This window comes from Paenibacillus naphthalenovorans (assembly GCF_001465255.1).
In the GTDB taxonomy this organism is placed as follows: domain Bacteria; phylum Bacillota; class Bacilli; order Paenibacillales; family NBRC-103111; genus Paenibacillus_G; species Paenibacillus_G naphthalenovorans.
The window spans coordinates 3,698,496-3,714,533 of sequence record NZ_CP013652.1 but is presented as its reverse complement, the minus strand read 5'-3'; the positions used below and the strand labels follow the sequence as shown (position 1 = coordinate 3,714,533).

Sequence of the window (16,038 nt, the reverse complement as noted above, 5' to 3'; positions counted from 1 at the left end):
ACTGGAAGACGCTCGTGGTCCGCTTGAGCACCCGCTCACAGGGTTTATATTAAAGGAGGAGCTATTATATCATGGCAGTCACTATGTATTATGAGAAAGATGCTGATTTGAACGTATTAAAGGGTAAGACGATTGCCATCATCGGCTACGGCAGTCAAGGACACGCCCAAGCGCAAAACCTGCGTGACAGCGGTCTGAAAGTGATTATCGGCCTTCGCCAAGGTCGTTCCTTCGATCAAGCGAAAAACGACGGATTTGAAGTATATTCCGTTGCGGAAGCGACCAAGCTTGCTGACGTCGTTCAAATTTTGATGCCGGATGAAACGCAAGCGAGCGTTTACAAGAATGAAATCGAGCCGAACCTGAAGCATGGTGCAACGATCATGTTCTCTCACGGCTTTAACGTCCATTTCGGTCAAATCAATCCATCTGCGGATAAAGACGTTCTGCTTGTCGCGCCAAAATCCCCGGGTCACATGGTACGCCGTGTATTCGTGGAAGGCTTCGGCGTGCCTGGTCTGATCGCAGTTCATCAGAATGCTACGGGTCAAGCCCAAGCCATCGGTTTGGCTTATGCCAAAGGTATTGGTTGTACACGTGCAGGAGTTATTGAAACCTCTTTCCGTGAAGAAACGGAAACCGATCTGTTCGGTGAGCAGGCCGTTCTTTGCGGCGGCGCATCCGCACTGGTAAAAGCCGGCTTTGAAACGCTGGTAGAAGCAGGCTATGCTCCTGAAATGGCTTATTTCGAGTGCTTGCACGAGTTGAAGCTGATCGTCGATTTGATGTATGAAGGCGGTCTGGCAGGCATGAGACATTCCATCTCCAACACGGCAGAGTACGGCGACTATGTAACCGGACCTCGCATCATCACAGACGAAACGAAGCAGGAAATGAAGCGCGTTCTGTCCGATATCCAACAAGGCAAATTTGCTCGCGACTTTATTCTTGAGAACCAATCCGGTCGTGCGTTCCTCACGGCTACCCGCCGTATGGAATCCGAGCATCCGCTGGAGCAAGTCGGTACCCAGTTGCGTGAACTGATGCACTGGATCAAGAAGTAATCGAACTGACAATGAATGATTAGCGGCATAAGGTCAGCTTGGGAAACTGTGGGGAACGGACGGCAGGGCAAGTTCGTTCCCGGACGTTTCCCGGGCTGTACCTTTTTCTGCTTTAATAAAGTGGTTAAATTTTGATAAAGCGCAGGTGAGACGGCATGAGAAAAATTTATATTTTCGATACGACGCTGCGCGACGGCGAGCAATCGCCGGGCGTGAATTTGAACATGCAAGAAAAGGTGGAAATCGCCCTTCAGCTGGAGAAGCTGGGCGTAGACCGGATCGAAGCCGGTTTTCCGGCGGCCTCCCCAGGCGATTTGGCCAGCGTGAGCGCCGTAGCCCGGACTGTGAAGAATGCCACAATCGTGGGTCTCTCGCGCTCCCGTGTGCAGGACATTGATGCGGCGCGCGAAGCGCTCAAGGATGCGCAGGATCCGTGCTTGCATTTGTTCCTTGCCAGCTCGCCTATTCACCGGAAGTATAAGCTGAAGATGGAGAAGCATCAGGTGCTGGAAACGGCGGAAGCGGCTATCCGGTATGCCAAAAAATATTTCGATAAAATTGAGTTTTCGCCCGAGGATGCCGGACGTACCGAGCTGGATTTCTTGTGCGAAGTGACGGAGATGGCCATTCGGGCAGGAGCAACCGTCGTGAATATTCCCGACACGGTTGGCTATATGACGCCTTACGAGTTCGGCAATATCTTCAAGACGCTGAAGGAAAATGTGCCGGGCATCGAGAAAATTCAGCTCAGCGCGCACTGTCACGATGACCTTGGCATGGCGACGGCCAATGCGCTTGCGGCCATTCTGAACGGTGCCGATCAAATCGAAGGAACGATTAACGGGATCGGCGAGCGCGCGGGCAACACGGCAATCGAGGAAGTAGCGCTGGCGCTGGAGACACGTCAGGAGTTCTACCAGGCGAAGACATCGCTTACGTTGTCCGAGATCGCCCGCACGAGCCGTTTGGTGAGCAAGCTGACAGGCATGGTCGTGCCGGGCAATAAAGCGATTGTCGGGGCTAACGCGTTTGCCCATGAATCGGGCATTCACCAGGACGGCATGCTCAAGGAAAAAACGACTTACGAAATCATGTCTCCGGAGACAATCGGTCTGAAGGAAAGCAAGCTGACGCTCGGCAAGCTGTCCGGCCGCCATGCATTCCGTGAGAAGCTGGTCGATCTCGGCTATAACCTGAACGATGAGCAGCTTAATGCGGCCTTCGCCAAATTTAAGGATTTGGCCGATAAGAAGAAAAACGTGACGGACGACGATATCCTGGCCTTGATCGAGGAGAAGCTGATCGAGACGCCGGAAGTGTTCTCTCTCGAAACGATTCAAGTTTCTTACGGCAACCAATCGACACCGACCGCAACGATTCGCTTGAAGACGATCGAAGGCGAAACGCTGGAAGAAGTAGCGCTGGGCAACGGTTCCGTCGACGCGATCCTCAATGCGATCGATAAAGCGACGAAGGAAGAGGTCGAGCTCGAAGATTACTCGATCCAATCGGTCACGCAAGGCAAGGATGCGCTTGGTGAGGTGCATGTCGTACTGAACCAGGGCGATTATTCCGTACAGGGCCGCGGCGTAAGCACCGATATTCTCGAAGCAAGCGCGCGGGCCTATGTGGATGCGATCAACCGGCTGATAGAGAAGCGGAAGTCCCCGGCTCGCAGCCGTGATAATGTATCGTTGATCTAGCTATGTTCATGAATAAGGGGTGTCCCAAAGTCACCGAGGTGACGGGGATACCCCCTTTTTTAATTTTGTAAAACAATAAAGAAGCCAAACCTTGGTAAAATGGAAGTGACGAGCAACCATTCAAAGGAGGGCTTCTTTTGTACATTCAATATAACATGGATCAACTTTGTCTGCCAATGGATTTAGAGGAGGATATTCCGGCGGGGCATCTGGTCCGCATTGTCAATGATGCGGTTATTCGGTTAGACGACAACATCTTTGCAGCTGCTTACCCGGGTGGGGGGCGGGATAGCTGCCATCCGAAAATGCTTACGAGAGTCATCGTGTACGCTTATACCCAGCGAATATTCCTCTCGTCAAATCGCCAGAGCCGTCCGCGAAAATATCATGTTCATGTGGCTTGCGGCCAGACAGCGGCCGGATTTCCGCACCATTAACCGCTCATCCGCTCCGAGCGGATGAAAGATGTCCTTGAAACGGTTTTTACGGCCATTTTGGGTTTTTGGCTTTCCCTTGCCCATAATTTATTAAAGTGGGCGGCGATGAACCAAAAAGGTCGGGTAAGAGAGTACGTATAGCCCTCTACTCGACCTTTTTTTCTGTATGGAAACGAGAAGTTAAGAAAACAGATCCGTCCCTGCGTAGTTAAAAACTACTTATGGGACGGACCCTTTGTTGTTTTGTGCAAGCGGCCGGGACCGGCCCGCAGCGGAAGCGCAAAAGCCCGTCCGGATTCAGGCGTTTCCGGACGGGCTTTGGGCTGATCTACTATCAGTGAGCGGCGGTTTTCATGCGCTGCAGCGCTCGTTCCAGCCGGTCAAAAGCAAGGACCATCTCCTCGCTGTCCGTATGCGTAAAGTTCAGGCGCATCGAGTTCCTTTGAGGCTCGTCCGCAAAAAAGCTGATTCCTGGAACGAAGGCGACGCCTTCCTCGACGGCCAGCTTGAACAGCTCCTGCGTATCGATCCCTTGCGGCATCTCCACCCAGATGAACATGCCACCCTTCGGCTCGTTCCAGCGGACCCCTTCCCAGTTTTTGGCCTGCAGCAATCTGACCATCTCGCGCATCCGCGATTCGTATTGCGTCCGGATCAGATCGATATGCGAGTACAAGTCAAACTGCTGGAACAGCTCGTGCAGCGCCTGCTGGTCCATGGTGCTGGAGTGCAGATCCGCAGCTTGCTTGGCGCGGGTCATATGAAGGATCACGTTCTTGTCGCCGACAACCCAGCCGGTACGCAGCGCCGGGGCGACGATTTTGGAGAAGGTGCTCGTGTATACGACCGCTCCTCCGTTCGGACCGTCGTCCAACGAATAAATGGACGGGAAGGTTTCGGTGTCGTTGAAACGCAGTTCTCCATAAGGGTCGTCCTCCAGAATAAGCACGCTATTGGATTTGCACAGGTTCAGCGTGCCCTGCCGGCGCTCCAGGCTCCATGCTTTGCCAGTCGGATTTGCGAACGTAGGAATGACATAAATCATTTTAGGACGATGCTGCTTGATTTTGCGTTCCAGATCTTCCAGATTCATTCCGTTTTCATCGCAATCTACGGAAACGAGCTTGGCTTTATAGGATTGAAAAACTTGAATGGCAGCGAGATAAGTCGGTTTTTCGACCAGAATGACGTCACCCGGGTCGATATATATGCGAGTCAGCAAATCGATTGCCTGCTGAGAGCCGGTGGTCAGCAGCATGTTTTCTATGCCTGCTTTGATTCCCTTGCGAGCCAGATGCTTCGACAGGCTTTCCCGAAGCGGCGTATAGCCTTCCGTAAGCCCGTACTGCAAAACGGATTTGCTCCCCCGCTCAAAAACGCGCGCGAAGGCGTCGCGCACCGCTTCATGGGGAAAATACTGCTCGTTGGGAAGTCCTCCGGCCAGTGAAATGATCGAACGGCCCTGCGTCAGCTTGAGAATTTCGCGAACGGCTGAGGATTCAAAGCTATTAATCGTATCTGAGAAATGATAGTTCATAAGCGCAAGGCTCCTTTTTATTAAAAAGAAGTAAAGTCATTGTATAAATTTCATTTTAATCCTTTCCAAGCCCTGTGACAACTGTGAAAATGAACTGATCGTTTGCCGGTCCATTCATTGCGTCATGCCATGGCGATTCAAAAGTCGGGTAGAGGACGCAGCCGGCGGCCCGAGAAGGCGTCGCAGCATCGTCGCGGCTGCGGTATTGTGGGCAGTTGATCATAAGTTCTTGCCGCAATATGATACAATATGTATACTTATTTGATACAGATTGTATCATGGAGGAGATTGAATGAATGCTAATGTCGTGAGCGAAATTTTTTGGTTGAGGGCCCTTTCTTGTCTTTCGATTGTCTTGATTCATTCCATTAATTTCGGTTTGAACAATTATCCGGATAGCGCGGTTGTCCCGGCTGCGGAGATGTTAAAAGCTTTTCTTTTGTTTGCGACGCCTACTTTTGTTTTTATATCCGAGTTTTTAAACGCAAAAGCCTATAGAGACGGAACGCCAAGAGGATTCTTGTTGAAAAGAGCGAAAATCCTCCTTTTCCCTTATATTATTTTAGGGATGGTATATCCCTTTTTGAGCAATGTTCAACTGACAGGAGTGAAGACATATATCATTGAATCCGCTAAAAATATCATATTCGGAGATTTCATTGCGTATTTTATTTTGATTATATTGCAATTTCATATTCTGCATGTGCTGTTTGCCAACATGTTAAGTATGGCGTCGCCGAGGATGATTTTGACCGTCGCATTCCTCATTAATTTTGTATATCTCGCAGCGTTTAACCTGACAGACCCGGTATCGGGTGTTCCATTTAGCGGGTATATATGGAATCGCGGTTACTTTATGTTATTCCCGGGATGGATTTTCTACTTTGCCCTGGGATACTATTGCGGCGCTCATTATGACATCTTAAAGTCAAACCTTCACAAATACAGAGTTATCGTTCTGCTTGCGCCGATATTAACTTTTTTGTTGTCCGTCTCCATTCTCAACTATACGGGAATTGACCTGTCGTCGAAGCGGTTTGACAATATATTATTTTCGACTTCCATGATTTTTTTACTGATGTACATTACATCAAAGCTTAAAAATGTCCCCCGCTTTATTTATTTAATAAGTAACTATTCATTCAGTATTTACTTATTACATCTGGCTTTTATTTTGGTATTGCGTCCACTGCCCATAATGGGCGCAATAGCTTATATCATTTACTTATTTGTTACAGCGATTGCGGGGTCCATCCTGCTGGCGGCGATCTTGAACAGATTTCCATTCGGTAAATATATCGTCGGCAACGTGCAGACAAGAGGCAAATCCAAAAAGAAAGAAAGGTTATCCATTCCCAATACTATCGGCTAACGAAGTTGGTGACAGGAAGAACCTTTGATTTGCATATGTTTTTCATTTTCATAAGGATTATATCTATAGCTTTTGCCTATCAAGATGATAGATTTTATATCTTTGTAAAACAGAGGGAAATATGCTACAAAAGATATAATGAACTAGATTAGGAGTGAATGCAACTCATGGCAGACGTGAAAAAAATTGCCGTAATCGCCGGAGACGGTATCGGTCCCGAGGTTGTGGCGGAAGCAATTAAGGTTATGAAGAAAACAGAGGAAGTGTTCGGCTACCGTTTTGAGTTTGAACACGGCCTGTTTGGCGGAATCGCCATTGATGAGAAAGGAACGCCGCTGCCGGAAGAAACGCTGGAGATATGCAAAAAGTCCGATGCCGTTCTGTTGGGGGCTGTCGGCGGGCCCAAATGGGACAACAATCCGAAGGAGCTGCGTCCGGAAACAGGGCTTCTGGGTATCCGCAAAGCGCTTGGATTGTTCTCCAACATTCGTCCCGCGGTCATCTTCGACTGCCTGAAGGATGCTTCCACGTTGAAGCCTGAGGTTCTGGAAGGGACGGATCTGATCGTTGTCCGCGAGCTGACCGGCGGCATCTATTTCGGCGAGAAGTTCCGCCGCGAGGGAGAGAACGGCCAGGAAGCAGTGGACACCTGCGTTTACAATGTAGCGGAAGTGGAGCGCATCGTTCGCCAGGCCTTCGACATTGCCCGGACCCGCAGAAAGAAACTTGCGTCCGTCGATAAAGCGAATGTACTCGAAACGTCCCGCCTGTGGAGAGAAACGGTCAACCGCATCGCGCCGGACTACCCGGATGTAGAGCTTGAGCATGTGCTTGTAGACAACTGCGCGATGCAGCTTCTGCGCCGGCCGTCGAGCTTCGACGTTATCGTGACGGAGAACATGTTCGGTGACATTTTGAGCGATGAAGCGGCTATGCTGACAGGCTCCATCGGTATGCTGTCCTCCGCTTCGCTGGGTGAAGGAGCCTTCGGTTTGTACGAGCCTGTACACGGTTCCGCGCCGGATATCGCAGGTCAAGGCATTGCCAACCCGGTTGCGACGATCCTCTCTGTAGCATTGATGTACAGACTGACATTCGGATATCATGATGCTGCGGAAGCGATTGAGCGGGCCGTGAAAGAAGTGCTGGACGCCGGCCACCGTACGGGAGACATCGCCGTAGACAAGAGCAAAGCGATCGGAACGAGCGCTATGGGTGAATTGATTGTAAACGCCATCCGAAAATAAAATATAAAGCAATCGGAAAACTCTTGAGAAATAGGACTTCTTAAGAGTTTTTCTGCACACAAAGAAACAAATGTCAGAAATATAACAGATTATAATATTTATAATAAGATAAGGATTCCAATTATTGACTTTCTATAGGTCAAAATGTTACCATCTATACCATGATAACCATTATCAATTAAGGAGGATTTTCAGATATGACGGAAAGATTGGTAGGCAAACCGGCACCGGATTTCACCATGGCAACGGCAACCGGAGACGGCCAAGAGTTCGGTAAAGTTTCTTTGTCTGATTACAAAGGCAAATGGCTCGTACTGTTCTTCTATCCGCTCGACTTCACATTCGTATGCCCGACTGAAATTACGGCGCTTAGCGAAGCAGCCGGTCAATTCAATGCTATTAATGCTGAAATCCTCGGCGTATCGACGGATAGCATTCACTCCCACCGTGCATGGATCAACACTCCGGTTGACCAAAACGGTCTTGGCAAGCTGAACTTCCCATTGGCTTCCGACATTACGAAGCAAGTTGCCCGTGACTACGGTGTATTGATCGAAGAAGAAGGTATTGCGCTGCGCGGCCTGTTCATCATCAATCCAGAAGGCGAACTGGTATATCAAGTGGTACATCACAACAACGTTGGCCGCAGCGTGGAGGAAACCTACCGTGTGCTTGAAGCGCTGCAATCCGGCGGTTTGTGCCCTGTAGGCTGGAAAAAAGGCGACAAGCACCTGGTTGCGAAGTAATCGTCTTTAAAAATAGATTCCTCAACCCGCCTCCCCGGCGGGTCTGAGGTTTTTTACTACATAAGCAAAGGGGAGCAGGAATGGAAATTTTACAAGGGCTCAAATATAGTGAGAACCATGAATGGGTGCGCTTGGAAGGCAAGCGTGCGATCATCGGATTGACGGATTTTGCCCAAGAGGAATTTGGCATGATCGTCTTCGTGGAGCTGCCCGAAGCAGGAGATGAACTGCAGGCGGGAGAGCCGTTCGGCAGTATGGAATCGGTAAAAACGGTAACGGAGCTTTACGCGCCGGTATCCGGTAAAGTGATCGAGGTAAACCGCAAGCTGGCGGACAACCCCGGATTGATCAACCTGTCGCCATACGGAGAGGGATGGATGATCGTAGTCGAGCTGACCGACCCCTCCGATCTGGAACGGTTATGGGACGCGGACAAATACGAAGCAACCTACGTTCATGAATAAGAAGCAGCCTGACGAAGGTCGGGTTGCTTTTTTTTACTAAAAAAAGGTTTCAGCGGAGCTGAGCCATGAAGGCCGGATTCAAAGAACTGCCCGGTTGAATCCGGCTTGTATATCGTCAGGCCTTGGCCGGGGGCTTCAGCTTTTGGTATTTCTCGATGTATTTCACCACGGCCAGCACGTAGGTTGCGTGGGACCAGGAGAGCGGGGCGACGGATACCGGCCCGCCGTCGAACGGATCGAGCTGCTCCGGCAGAATGCCGCTTTCCATCGCATGCTGGACGACCCACTCCAGCGTGCGTCTTGGAGCCTCCAAATCCTCCACCGTCTTGGCACATTCAATTTCCCATTCAGCGATCCACAAAGTGCAGATGATCCAGGGATTGCCCGGGATGTTCTTAATGTCGGACGAGCGCTGAAAGTAATAATCGTGATGGTAGCGGGCAACGCCGCCGACATCGGTTTTGATTGTAAGCCCGGCGCGGTTGGCTTCGATCGTCTTGACCACGCGGGGATCATCGGCGGGCAGAACTCCGAACTCGAAGATGCCGTAGACGCTGCTTTCGAGCGTTTTGTCCTGGATCCAAACGCCGTTATCCAGAACCAAACCGCGCACAAAACGGCCTTCCTCCTCATTGTACAAATGCTTCAGGATACCGGACTTGATCTTCTCCGCCGTATGGCGGTAACGGCTGGCCCGTTCTTCGTCGCCGAACAAGCTGCAGAAGTTGGACGCGGCGATGAGTCCGCCATACACCGCCGATGAGGTGAAGGTGAAGATGCCGTACCGCTCCTCCCATAAGTCGTAGCTGGGCTTCGGCAGGTTCAGGTCGTGCTCGATGTAGCTCGACATGAACCGTGCGGCGGGGCGGATCAGCGTTCGGTACAACGATTGCGGGAGCTCGATATCGCCGTGTCTGACATAGTCCTGCCAGAGCGCGAACAGGACAAGCGCCGTTTCGTCCTCTTGAATGGGGAGCTGCATTTTTCCGCCGTTCAGATAAGGATGCCAGCTGGAACCGACCGTTCCGTCCGGGTTGTATTTATGATGCAGGTAGCCTTCCGGCGACAGGCTGTTCGCGCAAAAATGAAAGAAAGGCGTAATCATTCCCTGATATCCCGCCATGGTCATCGCATAGGCGATCAGAGCGCCGTCGCGCGGCCACATATAGCTGTAATGATCGCGGTTGGACTGCATGATATCGGAATCGTTCGCGGCGATAATGGCGCCGTTCACATCCGTCTGGGTACGGACGATCAGAAGGCTCTGCTTGTAAAGACGAATACAGTCCTTGCTCAGGTTGCCGTAATCGCGTTCCGATTTATTCACCCAGCGCTGCCAGTAAATTTTAACCCTGTCCAGAAGCTTGCCGGGATGGCTTTCTTTGACATAGGCGTCGAGCTTCTTGACCTCTTCGAGGTTTTTGCCCGCCGTCATCCAATAGTAAAGCCATTCATCCGAATTCGGGGGCACATGAAGCCGGAAGCTGATGGTGCTGTCGACAGACCCCTGGGCGATGGCGTTGCCCATCAGATGGCCGTCCTCCGCATCGCGCCAGGTGCCTTCGGCGTTGTAGAAACGCTTGACCCCGGTTGTATATTGAAACAGACCCTCGCTGCCGGTCTGCCCGTTGAACATAAAGTAGCGGTCTTTTTTATAATGAAATACCGTGTTGTTCTGCGGGTAGTAGGCCGCCGTATCTCCGACTTCGGTCTCGTTAATGACCAGATCCTGATTGAAGAACATCCTCACTTCGCGTACTTTGTCCCAATGATTGTGAACTTGCACCCGCTTCAAATATATATTTTCACGCTGGTGGACGCCGTCGTTAATGAGCAGGGTAATTCCAAGATGATAGTGGGAGGCCTTGACCTCGGTGACCAACGAATCCTCTGCATAGGAAAGCTCAATATTCCAGTCCGGATCGGAGAGCCAGCTGAACGCGCCGTCAACCCACAGGCCGATTCTGCACTGATAGCCGCCGACATGGTTTAATTGGCCTACATAAGGATAATACAAATCGCGGATATACGTTTGACGATCCAAATTGATCAAAAATTTGCCGTTCCCGATGACTAAATGCCTTGGCAATCCACCCACATCCTTCTCTATCCAGAATGCAATCTAGTTTTCAGAGTACCTTTTTATGACAATCCGGTCAATCCATGAAAATGGAATGAAAACGGAGACCGGCGCACTTTCGGCGAAAGCTCAAGGGTGAAATCGCGCTTCGATCCTATGAAACTATTATTTCCGGTTTTCCAGGGCGTATACGGAAATAATAAAATCTCCAACCCGAAGCTGCGGTCCGGGTGCATCTTCTTCGATGTCCGCCGCCAGCCAAGTGGAGATTGGGGTGAAGCTTTATTCGTTATTCGTTATCCTGTGCTTATGCGTTTATTGGATGCGAGGGGGCAAAAAACTTTGCTCGGTTGTCAGCTTCATGATCATATCGTACCGGTTGGGGGATTGCAGCAGCGACTGGTATTGCTCCGGTTTTATGCCGCTGCAGGTGAGCGTTTGGCCCGTATGATACTGAATATGCATTTGCGAGGATTGATCGTCATAGCTCACAAATGCGATCTGCTTCGAACCGATCGGAAGCAGCTTCATAAACTCATCTCTCCTTTTAGAGGCTGATCATGAACAATCCGTCTGCGTGAGGAAGTACCTGCGGCGGAGTTTTTTGTTTTGGATGGATACCTTACCTTATGCCGAAGGCGGAACATTTAGAATCGTTTAGCTGAGGAGTCGCAAGTTTGAAAAGTATGCTCCAGCCGTATATGCAAAAAGACCTCGTCCGCATATGATATAACATAAAAGGACGACCTTATTTCATACAGTTGAAATAACGCTGTATTTCATTTCAAGTTTGTCCAAATCCTAGGCGCAAGGCGCTTTTTGAACGGGGTCAGGAAAGATTTAACTGGCCTTCAAAAGATGAAAAAAGAGGATTTTTGTATCCTTAGGTCGAATATAAGTCTAGGATATCGGCATGTGTTTTTTTGGCTCGGATTGAATATAAGTTGAATGAATATAGGTTGAGAGGATTTTAAACCGGGATTTGGAGGCGAAAAGGATGAGCTTTTGCTGCGGTGCCAGCATGTTGGGAACGAAAGGGACGTTAAAACATATCAGAACGTATATACACAATGTACCTCTGTTATTCTGCCCAGTGTGCCACCGAGTGGAAGTGCACCATCTGGTCGAGAACGAGTATGAAATCCTGGCCGAATATGCACACGGAGACGGTGCCCCTGAAGTAGATTTTGGAGATTATGTTGACGGCCACGATTCGTCGAAGCTGTTTGAGAATTGCGTAAACCATGAGGACGAGGAGCCGCTTGAGGTTGTCCGCAGCCAGATCGATATGGCGCTGGATCTCCTCATGGTGGCCAAAGAAATCGGGGACGCCGAATGGGAGCGGCAGCTGAAGAAGCGGCTGAACGTACTTAGCCAGCGGCGGCATAAGTTAAAGAGCAAAAAAACCATGCGAGGCCTGTCCTAGGCCGTCTAAACCATAACGTCCCTTCATTAGCCCGCTTCTTCCCGGCTGGTGCATAAGACCGCTTGTCGGCCTGTGCATACAGCCGGGAGCCGCGCTTTCGGCCGCATAGCATGCAGCCCAGGCCAGCGGGACCGATCCGCAGGAATTGCGGCTCGGGAGGGGATGTTTTTTTGTTGTCGGACGATATGGAAACGATAACCTGGCCATCCAAAATATTGTGAAAATTTAGAGAGGGAAGACCCTAAGCTTACCCCCGTAATCGTTAGGGAACCAGCGAAAAATTTGTAGTGTGAGGTGGAACGATTGCTGCTCGTTTTATTTAAGAAGTTTTTAGGAAAACGCCAGTCTCCCCACCCGGATAACGCGGATTCGCAATCGCCGGAACAAATCGTAATTCGCATTCAAGAGGGTGATTTGCGCCTTCGCAATCAATTTATTACGGATTATCAGCCGTACGTAGCCAAGGTGACGAGCAGATTTTGTAAAAGATATATAGATCCTACCCGGGACGATGAGTTCAGCATCGCGCTCGGAGCTTTTAATGAGGCGATCAATCAATTTTCTCCTCAGGCAGGACGTTCGTTTCTTGGTTTTGCCGAACAGGTGATCCGCCGTCGGCTTATTGATTATATTCGAAAGGAGCAGCGGTTCTCGCAGCAGATCCCTTACAGTACGTTCGAGGTGGAGGACGAGGAGGATAACATTGTTAATCCCATCGAGATCCATCAGGCGATCGAACAGTATGAGAAGCAAAAAGGCAACCAGGAGCGACGTAGTGAAATTATGGAGCTGAACCGTTCACTGACCGATTTCGGGATTGGTTTTGCCGATCTGGTCGACGCTTCGCCCAAGCACGACGATTCGCGCCAGGCGCTCTTCGCAATTGCGAAAAAGCTGTCCGAGGATGCCGGGCTGATGCAGACGATGATGTCAAAGAGAATGCTGCCCATCAAGGAATTGCTGGATCAAGTGGAGGTGTCGCGCAAGACGCTGGAACGAAACCGTAAGTTTATTATCGCTGTCGCTCTGATATATAAAGGACCCTATCCGTATCTTAGAGATTACCTTCATATCAGAAGCGATTCGGAAGAAGGGGGGGACGTGAATTGAACAAAGGGATCGTGATGGAAATCACGGAGAAAAGCGTCATTGTCATGCGGCCCGATGGCCGGTTTCAGCGGTTGGCCCGCAAAAAAAGAAACTGCGAGGTCGGGGAAGAAATCACTTATGCCGACGAAGGCATCAACTGGAGGAATTTGTCTGTCGCCGGGCGTTCGGCCATCGTGGCGGCGGTGGTGTTCTGTCTGGTGCTGTTCGCGAGCTTTCAAGGCAAGCTCGGAAGCCAGGAGGTTGTGGCATATATCTCTATCGACATTAACCCGAGCGTGGAGATGGGCATCGACATCCGGGAGCGGGTTGTTGAGCTTCACGGTCTGAATGAAGACGGCGAGGCGCTGATTCAACAGGTCGATTATAAGAAAAAGCCTCTGGAAACCGTAACGGCGGGCATTTTGAACAGGGCTGAATCCATGGCGTTCTCCAAAGGAGAGGCCGAAATCGTCATTGCCAGCACGGTCATTCAGCCGGACAGCAAGATCAGTGACACACTGATTGCGGAAAAGCTGCGCCTGCAGGTGAAGGAATACATACAAACATCGCACCCGACGCAAGTAGATTCATATCATATAGCCTCCTTCGCCGCTCCCCAGGAAGTTCGTGAGGTCGCCAGCCAGAACGGTGTGTCTATGGGGAAATATACCGTATATCTGAATGCCAAAAGCAGCGGCGCCGCCATTACGCTCGATGAGCTGAAGACGCGTTCGGTATTGAGCATCTTCAAGGAAAGCCCGGAAATGGCTCAGATGATGGCGCCCGACCGTCTTCCGACGAAGGCGGCCATCAAGCAGCTGATGGAGGAAGAAAAGTCCGGCGAGCTGGATAAGAGGCTTCAGGAGCGGCTGATCAATAGGGAAAAGGCCGATACGAATAAGGGAAGTACGATAAGCCTCCCGGACAATACTGCCCCTGCTAACGAACAGAAGAGCTCGACTGTTCCGTCCGGCAGCGGGAAAAATGACAATAATAAGGATGACAAGGATTCAGGGAACTCCAGAACCGTCAATGCCAGGCCGGGCTCACCCCATTCGTCCGTCGTCACGATTCCGGGTGTAGTACGTCAGGCCGATAAAAAGGACGACCGGGATGACAGGGACGACCGGAGGAGAGGCAACAATCGCGACGACGATGACGACCGGAACTCACGCAGCATCTGGGATAACAGGAATAGCGTAGAGAAACGCCTCCGCGAGGAAGCGGCAAAGCGCCTGGAAGAGCAGAAGAAGCGGGAGGAAGAAGCGCGCAAGAAGCTGGAAGAGCTTCGCGAGAAGGCTGAAGAGCTGAAGAAAAAACAGGCCGAAGAGTATCGCAAACGGTTGGAAGAAGAAAGGAAAAAGGCTGAGGAACAGCGGGGTAAGGACGAGGAGAAGCGTAAAGAGCAGGGGAACAGAGACGAAAACCAGCGTAAGAAGAAGGATGACGATGACTCCGACTCGAAAAAAGAGCCGGCTTCCGGAGGCCAATCGCTGCAGAACGCCGACAGGGAGCCGGAGAAGGTTTGGAACGGGTCGTTCACTTTTCCGATCTTTAATCCGCATCCATAGAAAAATCATTTGCCGCCGGACCCAAGTCCCCGCAGCAGCCGACGCCATCAGCGTCGGCTGTTTTTTTGAAAGATATGTTCCGTCAGCGGGGATCAGGCGCCGGAAGCGCTGGAAAATTTGGCGGACAGCATTGAGATTAAGGATCGGGGGTCGCCACAGTTCTGCTGTTTTTTTGCCGGAGATCGTAATATAATGGCATAAAGGTTAGATTCAGCTTATCGGGCAAGCGCAAGGTTGACGAATGGGGAGGGAAATCTGCGATGCGGTATACCATGTTCGGCCATACAGGGCACCGCGTATCCTCGCTGGGGTTTGGGGCGATGAATCTGCCGGGAGTCCCTTTTGAGCAGGCCAAGGCAGCCCTGAATTACGCGCTGGATGAAGGCATTAATTATATCGATACGGCGGCGGGCTACCGAAACAGTGAGGAGATTATCGGGGAAAGCATTTCACACCGCCGCTCGGAATTTTTTCTGGCGACGAAAACGAAGAATCGGGATTATGCCAGTGCGATGGAAGATATGGAACGCAGCCTGAAGCGAATGAAGACGGATGTCATCGATCTGGTGCAGATTCATTACGTCAATACGGTTCAGGAGTTTAAAGCGGCGATGAATGAAGGCGGCGCTTATGAGGCCGCGCTGGAAATGAAACGGAAGGGGTACATACGGTTTATCGGCATTACCGGACACCGGCCTGAGCTGCTCGCGAAGTGGATAGCGAAAAGACAGTTCGATCAAGTGTTGTTTCATTTGAATCTGGCGCAGCCTTTTTCTCTGGATGAGCTGATCCCCGAGGCGACACGGCTAAATATGGGCAAAACCGCGATGAAGCCGCTGTCGGGAGGATTTATTCAGCCTGTATCCAAGGCGATGCGTTATCCCTATAGCCAGGACGTGCACGTCGTGCTGTCGGGTATGGTGAGCGTTGAGGAAGTCAAGGAGAACCTGGCCGCCATCCGCGAGGAAGTGGGCGACGACGAACGACGGGAGCTGGAAGCCTTGGCGGCGGAGCTGGGGAATCATAACTGCCGGCGCTGCAACTACTGTACCTGTCCTCTTGAGATTAAAATTCCCGATGTGATGATCTCCAGCCAGATCCGCAAGACATTGGGATTATTGCCGAAGGGCGACGAATTTTACCAAATCAACAAGGATAAGATATTATCCTGTGCGGATTATGAGCCCTGTAAGGACAAGCCGCTGTGCGAGCAGCAGTGCCCATACCACCTGCCGATGCGGCAGATGGTCATGGAGGCGGCGAATGCTTACGATAAACAACTAACGACACGATGAACCCGGG

13 protein-coding genes and 1 pseudogene are annotated in these 16,038 nt (G+C 50.9%); 11 read left to right on the top strand and 3 right to left on the bottom strand.

Annotated features, from left to right (window positions below; all coding sequences use genetic code 11):
* Positions 1–71 precede the first annotated feature (71 nt).
* From ilvC to IJ22_RS27285, 3 genes and pseudogenes are all read left to right on the top strand, one after another.
* On the top strand, positions 72–1,064 hold the full coding sequence (gene ilvC / locus IJ22_RS18200; RefSeq protein WP_054818195.1) for a ketol-acid reductoisomerase: 993 nt from the start codon (positions 72–74) through the stop codon (positions 1,062–1,064).
* A gap of 155 nt (positions 1,065–1,219) precedes the next feature.
* Positions 1,220–2,767, top strand: a complete 1,548-nt coding sequence (locus IJ22_RS18195) for a 2-isopropylmalate synthase (protein ID WP_062409840.1) — start codon at positions 1,220–1,222, stop codon at positions 2,765–2,767.
* Between the two features lie 137 nt (positions 2,768–2,904).
* Positions 2,905–3,270, top strand: a pseudogene (locus tag IJ22_RS27285) (transposase); the annotation flags it as partial.
* Positions 3,271–3,538: 268 nt separating this feature from the next.
* Here IJ22_RS27285 and IJ22_RS18185 read toward each other — a convergent pair.
* Positions 3,539–4,741, bottom strand: coding sequence for an aminotransferase-like domain-containing protein (locus IJ22_RS18185; protein WP_062409838.1), 1,203 nt, complete (start codon positions 4,739–4,741; stop codon positions 3,539–3,541).
* Between the two features lie 292 nt (positions 4,742–5,033).
* Between IJ22_RS18185 and IJ22_RS18180 the strand changes: the two genes are divergently transcribed.
* From IJ22_RS18180 to gcvH, 4 genes are all read left to right on the top strand, one after another.
* Positions 5,034–6,113 (top strand): acyltransferase family protein, encoded by a 1,080-nt coding sequence (locus IJ22_RS18180; RefSeq protein WP_062409837.1) that lies wholly within the window; start codon positions 5,034–5,036, stop codon positions 6,111–6,113.
* A gap of 167 nt (positions 6,114–6,280) precedes the next feature.
* Positions 6,281–7,360: a 3-isopropylmalate dehydrogenase gene (leuB, locus tag IJ22_RS18175; protein ID WP_062409836.1), complete on the top strand. Its 1,080-nt coding sequence runs from the start codon at positions 6,281–6,283 to the stop codon at positions 7,358–7,360.
* Between the two features lie 197 nt (positions 7,361–7,557).
* Positions 7,558–8,106: a peroxiredoxin gene (locus tag IJ22_RS18170; protein ID WP_062409835.1), complete on the top strand. Its 549-nt coding sequence runs from the start codon at positions 7,558–7,560 to the stop codon at positions 8,104–8,106.
* An 80-nt stretch (positions 8,107–8,186) separates the two neighbouring features.
* A complete protein-coding gene (gene gcvH / locus IJ22_RS18165) occupies positions 8,187–8,570 on the top strand; it encodes a glycine cleavage system protein GcvH (RefSeq protein ID WP_062409834.1) in 384 nt (127 codons plus the stop codon).
* Between the two features lie 115 nt (positions 8,571–8,685).
* On the opposite strand, the gene IJ22_RS18160 is transcribed toward gcvH, so the two are convergent.
* Positions 8,686–10,659: a glycoside hydrolase family 15 protein gene (locus tag IJ22_RS18160; RefSeq protein WP_062409833.1), complete on the bottom strand. Its 1,974-nt coding sequence runs from the start codon at positions 10,657–10,659 to the stop codon at positions 8,686–8,688.
* Between the two features lie 306 nt (positions 10,660–10,965).
* Positions 10,966–11,181 (bottom strand): KTSC domain-containing protein, encoded by a 216-nt coding sequence (locus IJ22_RS18155; RefSeq protein ID WP_054820132.1) that lies wholly within the window; start codon positions 11,179–11,181, stop codon positions 10,966–10,968.
* 466 nt (positions 11,182–11,647) lie between these two features.
* Between IJ22_RS18155 and IJ22_RS18150 the strand changes: the two genes are divergently transcribed.
* The 4 genes from IJ22_RS18150 (at position 11,648) to IJ22_RS18135 (ending at position 16,031) form a co-directional block, all read left to right on the top strand.
* Entirely contained in the window at positions 11,648–12,076 is a 429-nt protein-coding gene (locus IJ22_RS18150; protein ID WP_062409832.1) for a hypothetical protein, read from the top strand.
* Between the two features lie 303 nt (positions 12,077–12,379).
* On the top strand, positions 12,380–13,186 hold the full coding sequence (sigI, locus tag IJ22_RS18145; protein WP_062409831.1) for an RNA polymerase sigma factor SigI: 807 nt from the start codon (positions 12,380–12,382) through the stop codon (positions 13,184–13,186).
* Positions 13,183–14,736 (top strand): anti-sigma factor domain-containing protein, encoded by a 1,554-nt coding sequence (locus tag IJ22_RS18140; RefSeq protein WP_062409830.1) that lies wholly within the window; start codon positions 13,183–13,185, stop codon positions 14,734–14,736. Before sigI ends, IJ22_RS18140 begins: the two co-directional genes overlap by 4 nt.
* Positions 14,737–14,996: 260 nt before the next feature.
* A complete protein-coding gene (locus tag IJ22_RS18135; RefSeq protein WP_062409829.1) occupies positions 14,997–16,031 on the top strand; it encodes an aldo/keto reductase in 1,035 nt (344 codons plus the stop codon).
* Positions 16,032–16,038 lie beyond the last annotated feature (7 nt).